The following is a 16,057-nucleotide window of genomic DNA, read 5'->3' as shown; positions in this document are numbered from 1 at the left end:
GAAGGTCTCGGAGCCGGGTGGCTCGAAGTGGGATCTGCCCTATACGACGGGCGGCGCGCCGGGCGCGCCGCCCTGCTGTCGCCCTAAGCGGCCTCGCCGACCTCGAGGATGCCGGCGCGTCGGCCGCGGCTGACCTCGGCCAGATTGAGGACGGACAGCGCCACGTCGGCCTGCGCGAGTTCGGCGGGCGTGTGCACGGGCGCGTCCATGCCCGCGGCGGCCTCGCGGATCGCCAGCGCGGACTGGGTGAGGCGGCCGGAGGCGGCCAGGACCGGCAGGCCGAGGCCGCGCAGGTGGAAGGCGCCGTAGCGGGCGCCTGCGGCGTCGGCGGCGGCGAGGACGACGCCGTCGATGAGCTCGCGCATGACCGGGAACTCGAGCAGGGCCGAGGTCTCGGTCTGGAGGATGCCGTCGGCGATCTCCATGACCACGGCGTCGACGTCGCAGGCGGCGACGTGGTGGTAGAGGGTCTGGGCGAGTTCGGCGAGTTCGGGCACGGGGACGCCGGCGGTAGTGGCGTAGCCGCCGTCGGTGAAGTCGGCGGCCACCGCGGCTCCCGAGTCGCGGAACATCCACGGGTCGCCCCCGGCGCCGGTGCCGGTGACCTTGATGCCGGCGACGCGGCGGCCCGAGCGGGTCAGGCCGCGGATGAGGGAGGCGGCGGTGGTGGATTTGCCGGCGTTCATGGAGGTGCCGACGACGGTGATCACCGGCGGGTGGTCGCCGAGGCCGAAGGGGTTGAGCACGGAGTAGCGGCGCAGGTCGAGCGGGACGCCTTCGCGGTCGGCGAGGACGCCGATGGCTTCGAGCGCGGTCGGCGGGGCCATGTCGGCGTGTCGGCTGGTGACGCGTCCGGCGACGCCGCCGGCGGCCACTAGGTCGACGGTGGTGAGGTCGGTGGGTACGGCGGCTTCGTACTGGTCGGGTGCGTAGCGCTCGCCGAAGGCGAGGAGGAGCTCGTCTCCGGGGTAGATCACCGATTTGCGGCCTGATCCGAGTTCGAGCCAGTTGTGGTGTCCGATGGCGTCGACGCGGGCGGCGAGGATGTTGCCCGGGCGCGGGGTGCAGTCGTCGACGAGTGTGAGTCCGGGGGCGGTCAGGTCGACATTGCGGACGGTATAGGCGATCTTCAGTCGCGATACGAGCTCGTAGGGGAATTCGCGAATGCGCACGCATACTCCTAATAGGACAGATAGGGGTCGGCTGAAGAGCCCCTGTGAATGGAAGACACGAGCGGTCGGATTCAGAGACCGCGGTGGCGGACACTGCGAGTGCAGCGCTGTTGATGAGCGAATATTACGGTCTCTGCTCCGGCTTTGTAAAGGGTGGATTCGGTGAATGTGCGAAGGCGTCTAGACCACGCGGGAGCGAAGGGCCGCCCTTGCGGGCGGCCCCATCGCTGAGCTGGGAAGACTAGAGTTCTCGGCTGCGTCCGGCGACGGCGCCGATGACGATCACCGCGGGATGATTCGCCTCGGTCGAAGCGAGCGTTCCGAGGGTGCAGGCGCGCACGGTCTGGTTCTTCGTCGTGGCGTTCTCGACGATGCGAACCGGGCTCTCGGAGTCCCTGCCGCCGCCGATGAGTGCCTCGGCGATCGCGGCGCGGTTCTTGACGGCCATGAGGAGCACGAGCGTGCCGTTGGACCGCGCGAGGGCGTCCCAGTTGACGCGGCTTTTCGGGTCGGCCGGCGGGACGTGCCCGGTGACGACGGTGAAGTCGTGGACGATGCCGCGCTCGGTGACGCTGATGCCCGCGGCGGCGGGACCGGCGATCGAGGAGGACAGGCCGGGGACGACCTGGACGGGGACGCCGGCCTCGAGGCAGGCGTCGAGCTCCTCGGCGCCGCGGCCGAAGACGAAGCCGTCGCCGCCCTTGAGGCGCACGACGAACTTCCCGGCGAGTGCGCGCTCGACCATGACGGCGTTGATCTGCTCCTGCGTGGTGTGCCGGCCGTAGGGGAGCTTGGCGGCGTCGACGATCTCGGCGTCGTCGGCGAGCAGGTCGAGGAGCGCTTGGGGGGCGAGGCGGTCGGAGACGACCACTTCGGCCTGGCGCAGCAGTTCGAGGCCCCGCAGGGTGATGAGGTCGGCGTCGCCGGGGCCGGCGCCGATGAGCGCGACGCCGGCGGGCCGCCGCCGCGCGCGGGTGCGGGGGGCGTCGAGCTCGCCGGTGCGCAGCAGCGCGGCGATCGCGTCGCGGACGCCCGCGGCGCGGGCGGGGTCGCCGCCCGCCGAGACGGCGACCGAGACGTCGTCGAAGGCGGTGGCGGCGAGCGTCCAGGCGTTCGAGGCCTCGGCGTCGTCGGCGCGGACGCACCAGATCCGGTCGGCCTCGGCCTCGGCGGCGACCGCGGCGTTCACGGCCGGGTCGTCGGTGGCGGCGAGGACGAACCAGGCGCCGACGGTGTCGCCGCTCGCGTAGGGGCGCTCGTCCCAGTGGAGCTCGCCGGAGGCGGCGTAGTCGCTGAGGGTCGTGGTGACCTCCGGGGCGACGAGCCGCACCTGGGCGCCGGCGTCAAGCAGGCGTGGGACGCGCCTCGCGGCGATGGCGCCGCCGCCGACGACGAGCACCGGTTTGCCGCGCAATCGCAGCCCAACCTCGTAGACCGACACGTCTGCCTCCTCCGCTCCCTGTCACTGACGCCAAGCGTAGGCGGATCGCGTGGCATGCGGCTAACCGACTCGTTGCGAACCTGTTACGAGCCTCCGGCGACCCTCGCTGCGCTCGAGCGATACCGAGCCGTAGCGCTTGCACGCCTGCGTAAACGCGTTTCACGCGGGCGTGAGTTTTTTCACCTTCCCGTGGCTGTTGTGGCCTAAGCTGGGTATATGCGCAATCGACCCCGCCAGCGGCACATGACCGGCGTCGACTCCCAAGACACCGGAGGCCCGAAGACGCACGCCGACGGGGTATATGCCCTGCTCCGTACCAGTCTGCTGTGCGGACTGGCCATAGCGGTCCTCGTGTTCCCGATGGTGGCCATGGCCAGTCTCAGCGCGAAGGCGGGCTTCGACGCGATCGACGTGCTCTCCGAAGAGGTCGCCGACACCGATCCGCCGCTGACATCCTATGTGTACGCCTCGGACGGCGAGACGCTCGTCAGCCTGTTCTACGACGAGTTCCGCCGCCACGTCGCGCTCGACGAGGTCGCGCCGGTGATGCGCCAGGCGATCGTCGCCGCCGAGGACGCGCGGTTCTACGACCACAACGGCATCGACTACCGCGGCATCATGCGCGCCGCGGTCGCCAACCAGACCTCCGGCGGCGTCGAGCAGGGCGCCTCGACGATCACCATGCAGTACGTGCGCGGAGCGCTCCAGCTCAACGCCGAATCGATCGACGAGGTCATCGAGGCCACCGAGCAGACCGCGACGCGCAAGCTCCGCGAAGCGCGCCTGGCGATGGCCGTCGAGGAGCAGATGACCAAGGACGAGATCCTCGAGAAGTACCTGAACCAGGCGTACTTCGGGCACAACGCGTACGGGATCTTCGCGGCCAGCCAGGTGTACTTCTCCAAGCACCCCTCGGAGCTGAAGCTGCAGGAGGCCGCGCTGCTGGCCGGGCTCGTCCAGGCGCCCTCGTCGTACGACCCGATCTCCTCGGACCAGACCTCGGCGCTGAGCCGGCGCAACTGGGTGCTCGACCGGATGGTCGAGGTCGACTACCTCTCGCGCGGCGACGCCTCGGAGGTGCGGGGCCTGCCGATCGAACTGGACGTGTCCGACCCGCCGAACTCGTGCATCGGCGTCGAGGGCACCACCAGCGAGTACGGTTTCTTCTGCGACTACTTCCGGCGCTGGTGGCGCGAGCAGGACGCCTTCGGGGAGACCCAGGCCGAACGCGAGAAGGAGCTGCGCCAGGGCGGGTACACCGTGATCACCACCCTCGATCCCGAGCTGCAGAAGCTCGCGAACGACACGGTGAACGACGCGAAGGACCAGGACGATCCGCTCGCGCACGGCGCGGTGGTGATGGAGCCCGGCACCGGGCGCCTCAAGGCGCTCGGACTGAACCGCACGTTCTCCTACGACCAGTCCGGCAACGGCCCGCACTCGAACCCCAGCTACGACAAACGCAAGGGCAACTACCCCAACACCGTCAACCCGGTGCTCGGCGGCGGCGACACCGGCGGTTACCAGGCCGGCTCCACGTTCAAGGTGTTCACGCTGCTCGCCGCGCTCGACGCGGGCTACACGCTCGACCACAACATCCACTCCCCGCACCGGGTGGCGACGAGCTTCGTGTCGGCGACGACGGCGTGCGGCGGACGATGGTGCCCGAAGAACGGCTCGGCGTCCATGGCCGGCGACCGCGACATGTGGTCCGGCTTCGGGATGTCCGTCAACACCTACTTCGCGCAGCTGATCGACCAAGTGGGCGCCGACAAGGCCGTCGAGATGGCCGAGCGTATGGGTCTGCAGTGGCGCAGCGAGGGCGACGCCTACTACGCGTCCGAGGAGCGCCGCGCGGGCTGGGGGCCGTTCACGCTCGGCGTCTCCGACGTGCAGCCGATCGAGATGACGAACGTGTTCAACACCCTCGCCGCCGAGGGCGAGTACTGCGAGCCGATACCGACGCTGCGGGTGATCGACCCGAACGGGCACGAGCTCGACGTCGCCTCGCCGCGGTGCCATCAGGAGCTGGACAAGGACGTGGCCCGGGCGGCCACCGACGCGGGCAGATGCGTCACCGAACAGGAACGCAAGGGCGTCGAGTGCGGCGACTGGGGCACCTCGCGCGTCGTCGGCGAGATGGTCGACCGGCCGGTGGCCGGGAAGTCCGGTACGACCGACGACGACCGCGCCTCGTGGTTCCTGGGCTACACGCCGCAGCTCAGCGTGGGGGCGTTCATGGCCGATCCGGACTACATCTTCAACCCGGTGGGCAAATCGAACTCGATCGTGTCGAAGGAGACGGTCGGCACGATCCTCAAGGAGGCGCTGGAGGACGAACCGGTCGAGGACTTCACGCCGCCGTCGAAGGCGATCCAGTTCGGGGGCTGATCCGCTCGTCCCCTGCCGGGCCGTCGGGCTCGCCGCGCAGCTCGCGGCGGACCAGCACCACCCAGCCGAACGGCACGAGCACGGCGAACAGCGCCCACTGGACGGCGTACGAATAGTTCTGCCACGACCGGAACGACGGCGTCTCCAGCGCCGTCAGGCCCTCGCCGGGCTCGACGTCCGCGATCCAGGCCGCGCGCAACTCGTGGTCGACGTGCTCCCCGAGCTGGTCGAGGCTCAAGCGCCGCGACGTGAGCACACCGTCCTCCTCGCTGACCTCGCCCCCCGCGGGCTCGGACTCATAGACCCGGCCGGTCACCGTGACCTCGCCCGAAGGCGCGGCCGGGTAGTCAGGAATGCCGCCGTCGCTCGCCGCGGGCACGAAGCCCCGGTCGACCAGGACCGCGGTGCCGTCCTCCAGCACCAGCGGCGTCACGATCTCGTAGCCGTTGACGCCGTCGTTGGTCTGGGCGCGCAGCACGATCTCGCCACCCGCGTCGTACTCGCCGGTCGCCTCGACCAGGGTCCAGCGGGCGGACTCGTCGAGGCCCTCCCCCGGCGGGATCACATCATCCACCGGGTGCGACTGGTCGGCGGCCTCGATCCGCTCGTTCGCCTCGGCACGGTCGAGGGCCCTGCCCCACTGCCACTGCGACAGCAGCGCGCACACGACCATCACGACGATCCCGGCCGCGGACAGCACCAGCCAGCGAGGCGTCCCCAGGAACCGGTACGACTTCATCACGACGACGAGTCTAGACGCGGCATAGGATTGCGCCCCATGAGCGATGTCGTGAATGCGGTGCGCGCCGCCATGCCGGCCGTGCGCGCCGATCTGGAAGCACTCGTGCGGATCCCCGCAGTGGCCTTCGACGGATTCGACCACGAGCCGGTCCGTCGCGGCGCCGACGAAGTGCAGCGCCTGCTCACCGAGGCGGGCGCCCGCGAGGTCAGGCAGCTGCGGCACGGCCGTGGGCAGCCGAGCGTGTTCGCGCACTTTCCCGCCCCGGCCGGGCAGCCGACCGTGCTGCTGTACGCCCACCAGGACGTCCAGCCCACCGGCGACCTGTCGCTGTGGGACCAGGACGACCCGTTCGAGCCGGTCGAGCGAGGCGGACGGCTGTACGCCCGCGGCGTCGCCGACGACAAGGCCGGGGTCATGGCGCACATCGCCGCCCTGCGCGCCTACGGCGGGAAACCGCCGGTCGGCGTCAAGCTGCTCATCGAGGGCGAGGAAGAGTTCGGCTCACCGACCCTGGAGGCCCTGCTGCGCGAGCACCAGCGCGAACTGGCCGCCGACGTCGTCGTCATCGCCGACTCCACGAACTGGCGCACCGATGTCCCGGCGCTCACCACGTCGCTGCGCGGTGTGATCAACGTCTACGTCGAGACCGCGGTGCTGACCGGCGCGGTCCACTCCGGCATCTACGGCGGCGCCGTGCCCGACGCGCTCACCGCGCTGTGCCGGCTCGTGGCGACCCTGCACGACGCGAACGGCGATGTCGCCGTCGACGGCCTGGTCACCGCCGCGCCGATCGACCTCGACTACGAGGAGGCGAAGCTGCGCGAGGAGACCGGGATGCTGCCGGGCGCCGAATTCCTGGGGTCCGGGTCGCTGACCTCCCGGATGTGGACCAAGCCGACCGCGACCGTCCTCGGCATCGACGCGCCCGGCGCGGCCGAGGCGGCGAACGCGCTCCAGCCGACCGCGAGGGCGAAGGTGTCGTTCCGGCTCGCGCCCGGCGACACCGGCGCCAACGCGATCAAGGCCGTCACGGAGCACTTCGAGGCCCACGTCCCCTGGGGCGCCGAAGTGCGCGTCGTCCCCGAGGACGGCGTCGGCGACCCGTGCGTCATCGACTCGACCGGTCCGGCCTTCGACGCGGCGCGGGCGGCGTTCACCGAGGCCTGGGACGGGACGGCACCGGTGGAGATCGGCATCGGCGGTTCGATCCCGATGATCGCGACGTTCCAGGAGCTCTTCCCCGATGCCGCGATCCTGGTGACCGGTGTGGAGGATCAGCTGTCGAACCCGCACGGCCCCAACGAGTCCCTCGACCTGCAAATGTTCGAGCGGGTCTGCGTGGCCGAGACGCTGCTGCTGGAGAAGCTCAAGCGATGAGCGCGAGAGGACGGACGCCGAAGCGTCCGACCTCTTGCCCGAGTCGTCGCTAGAAGCTGTCGCGGAGCTTCCGCATCAGCTTGGCGAGAGGGTCGCCGGAGGTCTCGAAGACGTCCTTGTAGGACTTCGCGGCGGCCCTGGCCTCCTCGGAGATCGAGGCGTTCGCGTCGTCCTCGCGCCGCGGGTAGTTCCCCGAGAGGTAGTCGCGGTACTCGCCCTCGTCGATCCAGCGCTTGAGCGAGGCGGCGCGGGCGACGGAGAAGTCGTGGCTGCGCTGTTCGAGCAGCATGAGCTTGAGGAAGCTGTCACGCAGGTCCCCGCCGGTCTCGAAGTCCTTGGCCTGCTCAAGGAACGCGGTGGTGTCCACGTCGGACAGGTCGCCGCCGCCGGCCATCTTCGCCATGACCCGGATCGCGGCGGCCGGGTCCTGGACGGCGAGCATGCCGGCCCGGTCGGCCGACAGCTCCGACTTGCGGCTCCACTCCTGCAGGGCCGCGGTGATGATGCGCAGGCCGACGACGCCGACCGGAATCCACGCGACCGAGGTCGTCAGGCGCAGCAGCACCATCATCAGCGTCCGGTACAGGCCGTGCCCGGACAGGGCGTGGCCGAGCTCGTGGGCGAGCAGGAAGCGCAGTTCGGTCGGGTCGAGCAGCTCGAGGGACCCGGAGTTGATGACGATCAGCGGCTTGTCGATGCCAATGCACATCCCGCCGAGGTCGGGATTGCGCGTGATGTAGAGCTCGGGGAGATCGCCTTCGACGTCGAGGGCCGCGGCGACGCTCAAGTAGGCCTCGTGGACCCGAGCGTACTGGTGGCGGTCGACCCGGATGGCCGAGCCGAGGAACATCAGGCGCAGGGTCCGCTCGGACACCAGGCCGGAGAGCCGTCGGAGCACGATGTCGAAGCCCCGCAATTCGCGCAGGGCGACCAGTGCGCCACGGTCGGCCGGGTGCTCCCACGCTCGAGTCGATATGCCCCGCAAGACCACCGGCTCTCGCGGGGCCGGTTGGGACTCGGTTCGGGGTGGCTGCTGGTCGGACATGCCCGCTCCTCACAGATCGTCTGAGGCCAGTGTGACACAGCGGTCCCGCTCCGTGGCCCCGCGGCGGAATCCGGACCGGCCCGCCCGCGACCGCAAAAAGGTCGCTGCCGCTCGTCAAGAGCCGCAACCGCTCTCGATGGGACGCATGGCGACTTGCCACTTAGGCCTTCGTAACAACTTGGCGACAACACGCGGCACGGCGCTTGACACGCTCGCGCTCAGCGACTACTCATTGACTTGGGTCAGCAATTCCGGGGCGTCGCGAAGAATCGTTTGGGGTGTTCTTCCGACGCCCCGTATCCGTGTGTTCGCTCCCAGCGGGTATCCTTGCGCTGGCGTGGCGTCCGTTCAGCGAGCGCGCCGGGCGCCAGTAGCTCAGCTGGATAGAGCACCGGACTTCTAATCCGACGGTCGCAGGTTCGAATCCTGCCTGGCGCGCCCATTCGCCCTGGTCAGTGGCCTATCGGGCAGTTCGATAAGATCTCCGGTTCCCGAGACGCCGAGGCCCTGGGACCGAACCGCCGAAACGAGCTCGGGAACGCGGCCGCAGCTGGCGGCACGGAAACCGCGGCCGCGCCCAGGATCGGGCCTATGCCCGGGAGCGAGGCGATCACCTTCGACTGAGCACGGGCCGTCGGTCTCGGCGGGCCGCCCCTGGGCGACTCGGAGTTCATCGCCGCCGGAGTCCTCGCCGGGAGCATTCGGTCGCTACGCTTCGGTGCATGACGATTCAACGCATGGACAACGTCCTCATCGTGGTCGAAGACCTCGACGCCGTCATCGAGTTCTTCGTCGACCTCGGCATGACGCTGGAGGGCAAGGCACCGCTCGAAGGGTCATGGGCGGAACGGGTCATCGGACTGGAGAACGTCCGGCAGGACATCGCCATGCTCCGGACCCCGGACGGCCACGGCAAGATCGAGCTGGCGAGCTTCCACGAGCCGGCGCCGATCCGCTCGGAGCCGGCGAACGCGCCGTCGAACACGTTGGGGATCCGCCGCGTCATGTTCGCCGTCGACGACATCGAGGACACCGTGGCCCGCCTGAAACCCCACGGCGCCGAGCTCGTCGGCGAGATCGTGCGGTACGAGGATGTCTATCTGCTCTGCTACGTCCGCGGGCCCGAAGGCATCGTCGTCGGACTGGCCCAACAGCTCGACTGATCGCGGCCGGAGCCGTCAGTCGCCGTCCGCTGCGGTTCGCGGGGGCCCTCGCGCTTGTGCGCCGGGCCGATGGCATCCGAATTCGATCGGCGTCGCATCGGTTCGGCCTCGGAGCGGTTTCCGGGCGGCCGCCTAGAATCACCGCATGATGACCTCGCGAGCTTTCCTCAAACGGCACATGGCGATCGGTGCGCTGCTCGTAGTCCTGGCCGCGGCCGGATGCGGCACGGGGTCGGACGCCGACGCGTCGAACCCCGAGTCTGCCGCGGCCACCTCGCCCTCCCCGAGCCTGGAGACCGCCGCTTCGGCCGCTCCGCGCTCCACCGCCCCCAGAAAACCGGAGGCGACGGAGGAGGACTCCGCATCGTCCGGCGAGAACAGCGCCGACTTCGAGTCCTGCGACGACGGCGCATGCGAGGTGTCCTTCTCCGGTTCGGTCGAGTTCCCCCTCAGCGGGGCCGATGGCCAGTGGACGGTGGAGGCCGCGTTCGAAGACGACGGCGTCAGGGTGAACTTGACCAAACCGAGCGGACTGGGCGGCGGCGGAGGCCTGCTGTATCACCCCGCCTGCACCTTCGCCGCCCACGCCGACGGCAGCGGGAGCCTCTCATGCGCCGAGGAAGGGCAGGAGCTGCCGGAACCAGGGGCCGGAGGGATCGTGGTGCACCTGCTGGAACGCACCGACGACACCGCGGTCATCCAGGCGATCCTGGGATGACCCCCCGGCCGGTACATCGGGGGCGCCCCAGGGGCTGAGGGGCCTCGGCAGGCACCTCGTCCCCGCCGGGCGCCCCGACCATCAGCCGCGCGAATCGGCTCACTGCCTGGCGCGCCCGTTTCGTTGCCGGGACGTCACCTGGGCGTCGAACTCATGGCCTAATCTCGAGGCGGCCCCTCGGCCCGCTCGCGCGGGCACGTATCCGTCCCCGAATCGAGGACCCTCATGCGCTCTCGTCTCTTGACCCTCGCGGTACCGGCCCTGGTGGCCGTGCCCCTGGCCGCCATGCCGGCGATGGCCGCCGAACCGGCCACCGACGGCCTCGTCATCACCGAATACGTGGAAGGCAGCAGCTTCAACAAGGCCATCGAGATCTACAACGGCACCGGCACCGCCGTGGACCTCACCGACCTGGAGTTCCGGCTCTACTCGAACGGTCGAACCCTCGCCGAAGGCCCCACCTCGTCCTACACCTTCGGCGGTGCGCTGGCCGACGGCGACGTCTTCGTGCTCGCCCACCCCAGCTTCAACGACGACGAGGGATTCGCGCTCGGCGGCGAGATCGACGCCACCTCGGGCGCGGTGAACTTCAACGGCAATGACGCGGTCGTCCTGTTCGACACCGCTTCGGGCGACGTCATCGACGGTTTCGGCCAGGTCGGCGACGACGCCGACTTCGCCGCCGACGTCACCTTGCGGCGCACCGACCTGGCCCGGGACACCGTCCCGGACGACGCGTTCACCTTGGACGCCTTCTCCTCGCACCCGAGCAACACCGTCGACCGGCTCGGCGTCCACCCCGACGAGAGCGGCGGCGAGCCGGACCCCGACCCGTCGAGCTGTGATGCGGCCGCCGGCGACATCACGCCCATCAGCGCGGTCCAAGGGTCCGGGGCCGATCCTGCGGAGCGGTACGACTCGCCCCTGGACGGCCGGACCGTCACCGTGCGCGCGGTGGTCACCATGGCCGACGCCGATCTCGACGGATTCTTCGTCCAGGAGGAGCCGGCCGATCACGACGGTGATCCGCTCAGCTCCGAGGGCCTGTTCGTCCACCGGCCGGACGGCGACCTGCCCGCCGCGGGCGACACCGTCGAGCTCACCGGCCGGGCCACCGCCTACTACGGGCTGACCCAGCTCTCCCGCCCCGAGCTCGCGATCTGCGAGGCGGCACCGGTCGAGATCGAGCCGACGCCGATCGCGCTGCCGCTCGACGGCCACGGCCGCGAAGCGCTCGAGTCCATGCTGGTCGTGACCGACCAAGACCTCGTCGTGAGCGGGCTCTTCGCGGCGTACCAGTTCGGCGAGCTGGGACTCGCCCACCCTGATCTGCTGCGCCAGCCGACGTCGGTCCACGCGCCGAGCGACCCGGCCGCGACCGAGCTGCACGAGGCCAACGCGGCTTCCTTCCTCAAGGTCAACGACCGCGACGAGGCGTCCAGCCAGTACAACCCCTTCCCGTGGGAGCTGTACGACGAGGGCCTCTCCGCGGGCGACACCATGCCCGCCGGATCGGTCGTCGGCGCCCTGAACTACAGCTTCGACGAGTTCAAGATCGAGCCGCTGGGCGACCGGTACTTCCCCGAGACCGAGGACACCGATCAGCGGCCCGAGGCTCCGGCCCTGGCCGACGGGAACGACTTCGCGTCGTTCAACGTCCTCAACTACTTCAACACCTTCGGCGACTCCGAGGTCCTGCGCGGCGCGCAGAACCAGGAGCAGTTCGAGCGGCAGACCGCGAAGATCGTCGACGCGATCCTCCAGATGGACGCCGCCGTGCTCGGCCTGATCGAGATCGAGAACGACTACGAGGACCACTACGACGACGACCCGAACACCGTCCCGTCGGTCCAGACCCTCGTCGAAGCCCTCAACGCCGAAGCCGGCGCGGAAGTCTACGACTGGGTGGTGCCCGAGGAGGACCTCCTCACCGACGAGGGCCTCGGCGGCGGCGGTCTGGGCACCGACGCGATCGCGCAGGCGCTGATCTACCAGACCGACCGCGCCGTGCCGGTCGGTCCGACGACCACCTTCGACATCAACAGCGAACTGACCGGCGACCCGGGCCTGAGCCGCTGGCCGCTGGCGCAGACGTTCAAGATCGACAAGGAATTCGTCACCGTGGTCGTGAACCACCTCAAGTCCAAGGGCTCCTCCTGCGAGAACGGCGCCGGCCCCGGCTTCGGCCTCGGCGAGGACGTCGAGACCGAGCTGACCGGCAACTGCAACCTCACCCGCGACCACGTCGTCGAGCGGCTCATCGCATGGGTCGACGAGGGCGCCACGCCGTTCCCGACCGACGACGCGCTGCTGGTGGGCGACTTCAACTCCTACGAGGAGGAGGACCCGATCGAGACGCTGGTCGACGCCGGCTTCACCGACCTGGTCCAATCGCTCGGGGACGACGCCTTCACCTACAAGTTCGACGGCCGCTACGGGCGACTGGACTACGCGTTCGCCTCGCCGTCCCTGGCCGCGAAGATCACCGACGCCGAGGTGTGGCAAATCAACTCGCGCGCCCCGGTCGGGTACCTCTACTACAACGACCCGATCGACGACACCGCGCACGGCTCGTCCGACCACGACCCGCTGCTGGTCTCCCTGGTCAGCGACGGGCCTGGACGCGGGGGCCGCAGGTAGGGCACGGCGGCGAGGGGCGGCGGCCGAGGCCGCCGCCCCTCGTTCGCGTCGCTACTGAAAGCGGATGAGCACGCCGGTCGCGTCGTCGTGCGGCTTGCCGCGGTCGTGCAGCGCGGGATCGGCGCGCTCGGCCTCCCGGACCTGTTTTAGAAGCCTCGGCACGCCGAGCGACCGCGCGGTCTCCAGCATGTCCTGCCACGAACGGCCGTACCGCTCGGTCAGTCTCGTGAGGCCGTCGGTGGCGAGCACCGCGGTCTCGAGCCCACCCGCCGGGACGGCGCCGGCGAGGGCTTCGTCGGCCGCCTCGGGATCGGTCGAGGCCACCCAGAAGCCGCCGGGGCGATTGCGGACCTCGGCGAGGTAATCGACGGGGTACCTCCGGATGCCGCCGACGTCGACGGCCTTCGGCGGATTCGCCAGGCGCGCGAGCCGATCGTCGGAGAGGACGTGCGGGTCGCCTCCGCGCCGCTGCCAGACCACGGCGCAGTCGCCGAGCACCAGCCATTCGAACCGCTCGCCCGCCACCCGGGCGAGGGCGACCGTGGCGGCCGGTGAGACCGGATTCGCGAGGTCGCATGTCGAGCGGTGCCGACCGGCGACGGCCTGGATCGCCGCCGCGAGCGCCGAACGGAGCGGCCGCCGCTCGTCCGACAGTCGCGGTGCCAGTGCGCTCGCCAGGGCGGCGACGTACCAGGGCACGTCGTGCACGCAGCCGTCGTCGGGATATCGCGTCACGCCGTCCAGCACCAGCGCCCATGAGTTCGACACCAGGTAGCAGTCTTCGTTCGGCGCCGGCCCGCCCGCCAGCGTGGCGGCCGCGGTCTCCACGGGCACGGGCTCAGCCCTCTTCGAACGAGACGCCGACGATGCTGGTCTCTCGAATCAGCTGGCTCGTCAGGTCCGCGACCGAGCCCCTGCCGTAGAGGGTCAGGGTCGTGGTGCGCTCACCGTTCCGGTGTTCGTTCTCGGTGCTGATCTCGACGACGTTGAAGCCCTCGTCGGTGCATGTCGAGAGCGCGTCGGTGAGCGTTTCCGTCGAGGTGTACGTCAGGTGCAGCTTGCCGGCGTGGAGGGCGTGCCTGGCGATGACGCGCTCGATCGGGTTGAGGCCGAGCACGACGATCAGGTGCATCGCGGTCACCGCGCCGGCCAGGAGCGGCAGCCCCGCCGCGGCGGCCATGGCGATCGCCGTGGTCACCCAGATCGAGGCCGCGGTCGTCATCCCGAACACGAGGTTTCTCTGGACGAAGATGACGCCCGCGCCGAGGAAGCCGATGCCGGCGACCACTTGGGCCGCGATACGAGCGGGGTCGACGCCGGGCGTGCCGACGATGAGGTCGAAGCCCCAGCGTCCGGACGTGACGAACAGGGCGGCGCCGACGGCGATGAGCGCGTGCGTGCGCATCCCGGCGGCCTTGCCCTGGTATTCGCGTTCGGCGCCCACGACGACGCCCAAGCCCATGGCCAGCGCGACCAGCGCCAGCTGTTCCCAGAATCCCATCTATGTCGTCCTTCGCGCTCTGGCTGCTTCACCTGCCGCCGGGCATCATCTCACGTGCCTTCGTCTTGGCGCCCTGGACGAACACGTGCCAGGCCTCGGGATCGCCCTTGAGCAGGGCCTGGGTTGTCGATGTGATCTGTTCGAGCGTGGCGTGGGGCGGGATGGGCGGCACGGCCGGGTCGCAGTGGACGTCGATGACGACCGGCTTGTCGGCCGCGAAGGCCCGGTCCCAGGCGTTCGCGAGGGCGCCGGGTTCGTCGACGGTCATGCCCTCCAGTCCGATGGAGTGGGCGAAGTCGGCGTAGGAGATGCGCGGCAGTGACTGCGAGGGCTCGAACTTCGGCGCGCCGCCCATGGCGCGCAGCTCCCAGGTGACCTGGTTGAGGTCGGCGTTGTTGAACACGCACACGATCAGGCGCGGGTCGTCCCACAGGTGGTGGTAGTGCTCGACGGTGATGAGTTCGGCCAGGCCGTTCATCTGCATGGCGCCGTCGCCGACGAGGGCGACGACGGGGCGCCGCGGGTCGGCGAACTTCGCGCCGATCGCGTAGGGCACGCCGCTGCCCATCGTCGCGAGGGTGCCCGACAGGGAGCCTCGCATGGTGCCGCGCATCTTGAGGTTGCGCGCGTACCAGTTGGTGGAGGAACCGGAGTCGGCGGTGACGATGGCGTCGTCGGGGATGCGTTCGGACAGTTCGTGGACGATGCGCATCGGGTTGACCGGATCGGCGTCGACCATGGCCTGCTGTCCGATGGTGTCCCACCAGTCGGCGACGTTCTTCTCGATGGTCTCGCGCCAGGACCGGCGGGGTCGGCGGTCGAGTTTGGGTATGAGGGCGGCGAGTGTGGCCTTGGCGTCGCCGACGAGGTTGATCTCGGTGGGGTAGCGCATGCCGATCATGGCGCCGTCGATGTCGATCTGCACGGCCCTGGCCTGCCCGTATTCGGGAAGGAACTGGCTGTAGGGCATGTTGGAGCCGACGATGAGGAGGGTGTCGCAGTCGCGCATGAGTTCGTAGCTGGGGCGCGTGCCGAGCAGGCCGATCGCTCCGGTGACGTACGGGAGCTCGTCGGAGAGGACGTCCTTGCCGAGCAGTGCCTTGGCGACGCCGGCGCCGGTGGCCTCGGCGACGATCCGCAGCTCTTCGGCGGCGCTGCGGGCGCCTTGGCCGGCGAGGATGGCGATCTTCTCGCCTTCGTTGATGATCTCGGCGGCGCGGTGGAGGTCGCCGTCGTCGGGGAGGACGTGGAAGCGCTCGCGTCCGGGGTCGGAGGAGGGGACCTGCTTGAACTCGTGTTTGGGTGCCTCGTAGTCCGCTTCCTGGAGGTCGGCGGGGACGATGACGGCGGTCGGGCAGCGGTGTGCCTCGGCGGTGCGGAAGGCCCGGTCGAGGGCCATCGGGAGCTGCTCGGCGACCTCGATCTCGGCGAGGTAGCCGGAGGCGACGTCCTTGAAGAGGGTGTGGAGGTCGACTTCCTGCTGGTAGGCGCCTCCCATGGAGCTGCGGGCGACCTGGCCGACGATCGCGACGACGGGCACGTGGTCGAGCTTGGCGTCGTAGAGGCCGTTGAGGAGGTGGATCGCGCCGGGTCCGGAGGTGGCCATGCAGACGCCGGGTCTTCCGGAGAATTTGGCGTAGCCGACGGCTTCGAAGGCGGACATCTCCTCGTGGCGGGATTGGACGAAGCGCGGCCGGTTGTCGGATTCGCCGAAGGCGACGAGGATGCCGTTGATGCCGTCGCCGGGATACCCGAAGACTTGTTCGACGCCCCATTCGCGGAGCCGTTCGATGATGTGGTCGCCGACTGTCGCGGCCATGGCGGGCCTCCCAGGTGTCGCTGTGTTCGGGGCCTTGGGATTACCCTG

Annotated in this window: 12 protein-coding genes and 1 tRNA gene; 6 read left to right on the top strand and 7 right to left on the bottom strand. The window is 70.0% G+C overall.

Features of this window, described 5'->3' with window-relative positions; genetic code table 11:
- Positions 1–83 precede the first annotated feature (83 nt).
- Positions 84–1,172, bottom strand: a complete 1,089-nt coding sequence (locus tag ACYVK3_RS08810; protein WP_460496895.1) for a DUF1611 domain-containing protein — start codon at positions 1,170–1,172, stop codon at positions 84–86.
- Between the two features lie 241 nt (positions 1,173–1,413).
- Positions 1,414–2,613 carry a siroheme synthase family protein gene (gene cobA / locus ACYVK3_RS08805; RefSeq protein ID WP_460496894.1) on the bottom strand — a complete coding sequence of 400 codons (1,200 nt, stop codon included), beginning with the start codon at positions 2,611–2,613 and terminating at the stop codon, positions 1,414–1,416.
- 216 nt (positions 2,614–2,829) lie between these two features.
- On the opposite strand from cobA, the gene ACYVK3_RS08800 reads away from it, so the two are divergent.
- Positions 2,830–5,004, top strand: a complete 2,175-nt coding sequence (locus tag ACYVK3_RS08800) for a transglycosylase domain-containing protein (RefSeq protein ID WP_460496893.1) — start codon at positions 2,830–2,832, stop codon at positions 5,002–5,004.
- Here ACYVK3_RS08800 and ACYVK3_RS08795 read toward each other — a convergent pair.
- The gene (locus tag ACYVK3_RS08795; protein ID WP_460496994.1) at positions 4,967–5,743 is read right to left on the bottom strand and encodes an SURF1 family cytochrome oxidase biogenesis protein; all 777 of its coding nucleotides are present in this window, start codon (positions 5,741–5,743) and stop codon (positions 4,967–4,969) included. The two genes, ACYVK3_RS08800 and ACYVK3_RS08795, sit on opposite strands and share 38 nt — an antisense overlap.
- A gap of 39 nt (positions 5,744–5,782) precedes the next feature.
- Between ACYVK3_RS08795 and ACYVK3_RS08790 the strand changes: the two genes are divergently transcribed.
- A complete protein-coding gene (locus tag ACYVK3_RS08790) occupies positions 5,783–7,123 on the top strand; it encodes a M20/M25/M40 family metallo-hydrolase (protein ID WP_460496892.1) in 1,341 nt (446 codons plus the stop codon).
- A gap of 49 nt (positions 7,124–7,172) precedes the next feature.
- Here ACYVK3_RS08790 and ACYVK3_RS08785 read toward each other — a convergent pair whose 3' ends face one another.
- Positions 7,173–8,168, bottom strand: a complete 996-nt coding sequence (locus ACYVK3_RS08785) for a M48 family metallopeptidase (protein WP_460496891.1) — start codon at positions 8,166–8,168, stop codon at positions 7,173–7,175.
- Between the two features lie 364 nt (positions 8,169–8,532).
- Here ACYVK3_RS08785 and ACYVK3_RS08780 point away from each other — a divergent pair.
- The 4 genes from ACYVK3_RS08780 to ACYVK3_RS08765 all read left to right on the top strand — a co-directional run bounded on the left by ACYVK3_RS08780 (position 8,533) and on the right by ACYVK3_RS08765 (position 12,689).
- Positions 8,533–8,606, top strand: a tRNA-Arg gene (locus ACYVK3_RS08780).
- 284 nt (positions 8,607–8,890) lie between these two features.
- Positions 8,891–9,331, top strand: a complete 441-nt coding sequence (locus tag ACYVK3_RS08775; protein WP_460496890.1) for a VOC family protein — start codon at positions 8,891–8,893, stop codon at positions 9,329–9,331.
- A gap of 145 nt (positions 9,332–9,476) precedes the next feature.
- Complete coding sequence (locus ACYVK3_RS08770; RefSeq protein WP_460496889.1) at positions 9,477–10,049, top strand: hypothetical protein; 573 nt, start codon at positions 9,477–9,479, stop codon at positions 10,047–10,049.
- Between the two features lie 225 nt (positions 10,050–10,274).
- Complete coding sequence (locus ACYVK3_RS08765) at positions 10,275–12,689, top strand: ExeM/NucH family extracellular endonuclease (protein ID WP_460496888.1); 2,415 nt, start codon at positions 10,275–10,277, stop codon at positions 12,687–12,689.
- A 51-nt stretch (positions 12,690–12,740) separates the two neighbouring features.
- Here the strand turns inward: ACYVK3_RS08765 and ACYVK3_RS08760 are convergent, their stop codons facing one another.
- Genes ACYVK3_RS08760 through ACYVK3_RS08750 form a run of 3 tightly spaced genes read right to left on the bottom strand, consistent with a single transcriptional unit; the run spans position 12,741 to position 16,009 of the window.
- The gene (locus ACYVK3_RS08760) at positions 12,741–13,523 is read right to left on the bottom strand and encodes a PP2C family serine/threonine-protein phosphatase (RefSeq protein ID WP_460496887.1); all 783 of its coding nucleotides are present in this window, start codon (positions 13,521–13,523) and stop codon (positions 12,741–12,743) included.
- Between the two features lie 4 nt (positions 13,524–13,527).
- The gene (locus tag ACYVK3_RS08755) at positions 13,528–14,190 is read right to left on the bottom strand and encodes an MgtC/SapB family protein (protein ID WP_460496886.1); all 663 of its coding nucleotides are present in this window, start codon (positions 14,188–14,190) and stop codon (positions 13,528–13,530) included.
- A 28-nt stretch (positions 14,191–14,218) separates the two neighbouring features.
- Positions 14,219–16,009, bottom strand: coding sequence for a pyruvate oxidase (locus ACYVK3_RS08750; RefSeq protein WP_460496885.1), 1,791 nt, complete (start codon positions 16,007–16,009; stop codon positions 14,219–14,221).
- Positions 16,010–16,057: the final 48 nt, after the last annotated feature.

This window comes from Glycomyces tarimensis, assembly GCF_054776215.1.
Note: the sequence above shows the minus strand (reverse complement) of the source record. Positions and strands in the feature narration are given on the sequence as shown.

Coding starts and splice junctions, on each gene's coding strand:
- ACYVK3_RS08800 (WP_460496893.1), top strand. CDS start 2,830: ATGCGCAATCGACCCCGCCAGCGGCACATGACCGGCGTCGACTCCCAA.
- ACYVK3_RS08775 (WP_460496890.1), top strand. CDS start 8,891: ATGACGATTCAACGCATGGACAACGTCCTCATCGTGGTCGAAGACCTC.
- ACYVK3_RS08785 (WP_460496891.1), bottom strand. CDS start 8,168: ATGTCCGACCAGCAGCCACCCCGAACCGAGTCCCAACCGGCCCCGCGA.
- ACYVK3_RS08750 (WP_460496885.1), bottom strand. CDS start 16,009: ATGGCCGCGACAGTCGGCGACCACATCATCGAACGGCTCCGCGAATGG.
- ACYVK3_RS08765 (WP_460496888.1), top strand. CDS start 10,275: ATGCGCTCTCGTCTCTTGACCCTCGCGGTACCGGCCCTGGTGGCCGTG.
- ACYVK3_RS08755 (WP_460496886.1), bottom strand. CDS start 14,190: ATGGGATTCTGGGAACAGCTGGCGCTGGTCGCGCTGGCCATGGGCTTG.
- ACYVK3_RS08795 (WP_460496994.1), bottom strand. CDS start 5,743: ATGAAGTCGTACCGGTTCCTGGGGACGCCTCGCTGGCTGGTGCTGTCC.
- ACYVK3_RS08770 (WP_460496889.1), top strand. CDS start 9,477: ATGATGACCTCGCGAGCTTTCCTCAAACGGCACATGGCGATCGGTGCG.
- ACYVK3_RS08790 (WP_460496892.1), top strand. CDS start 5,783: ATGAGCGATGTCGTGAATGCGGTGCGCGCCGCCATGCCGGCCGTGCGC.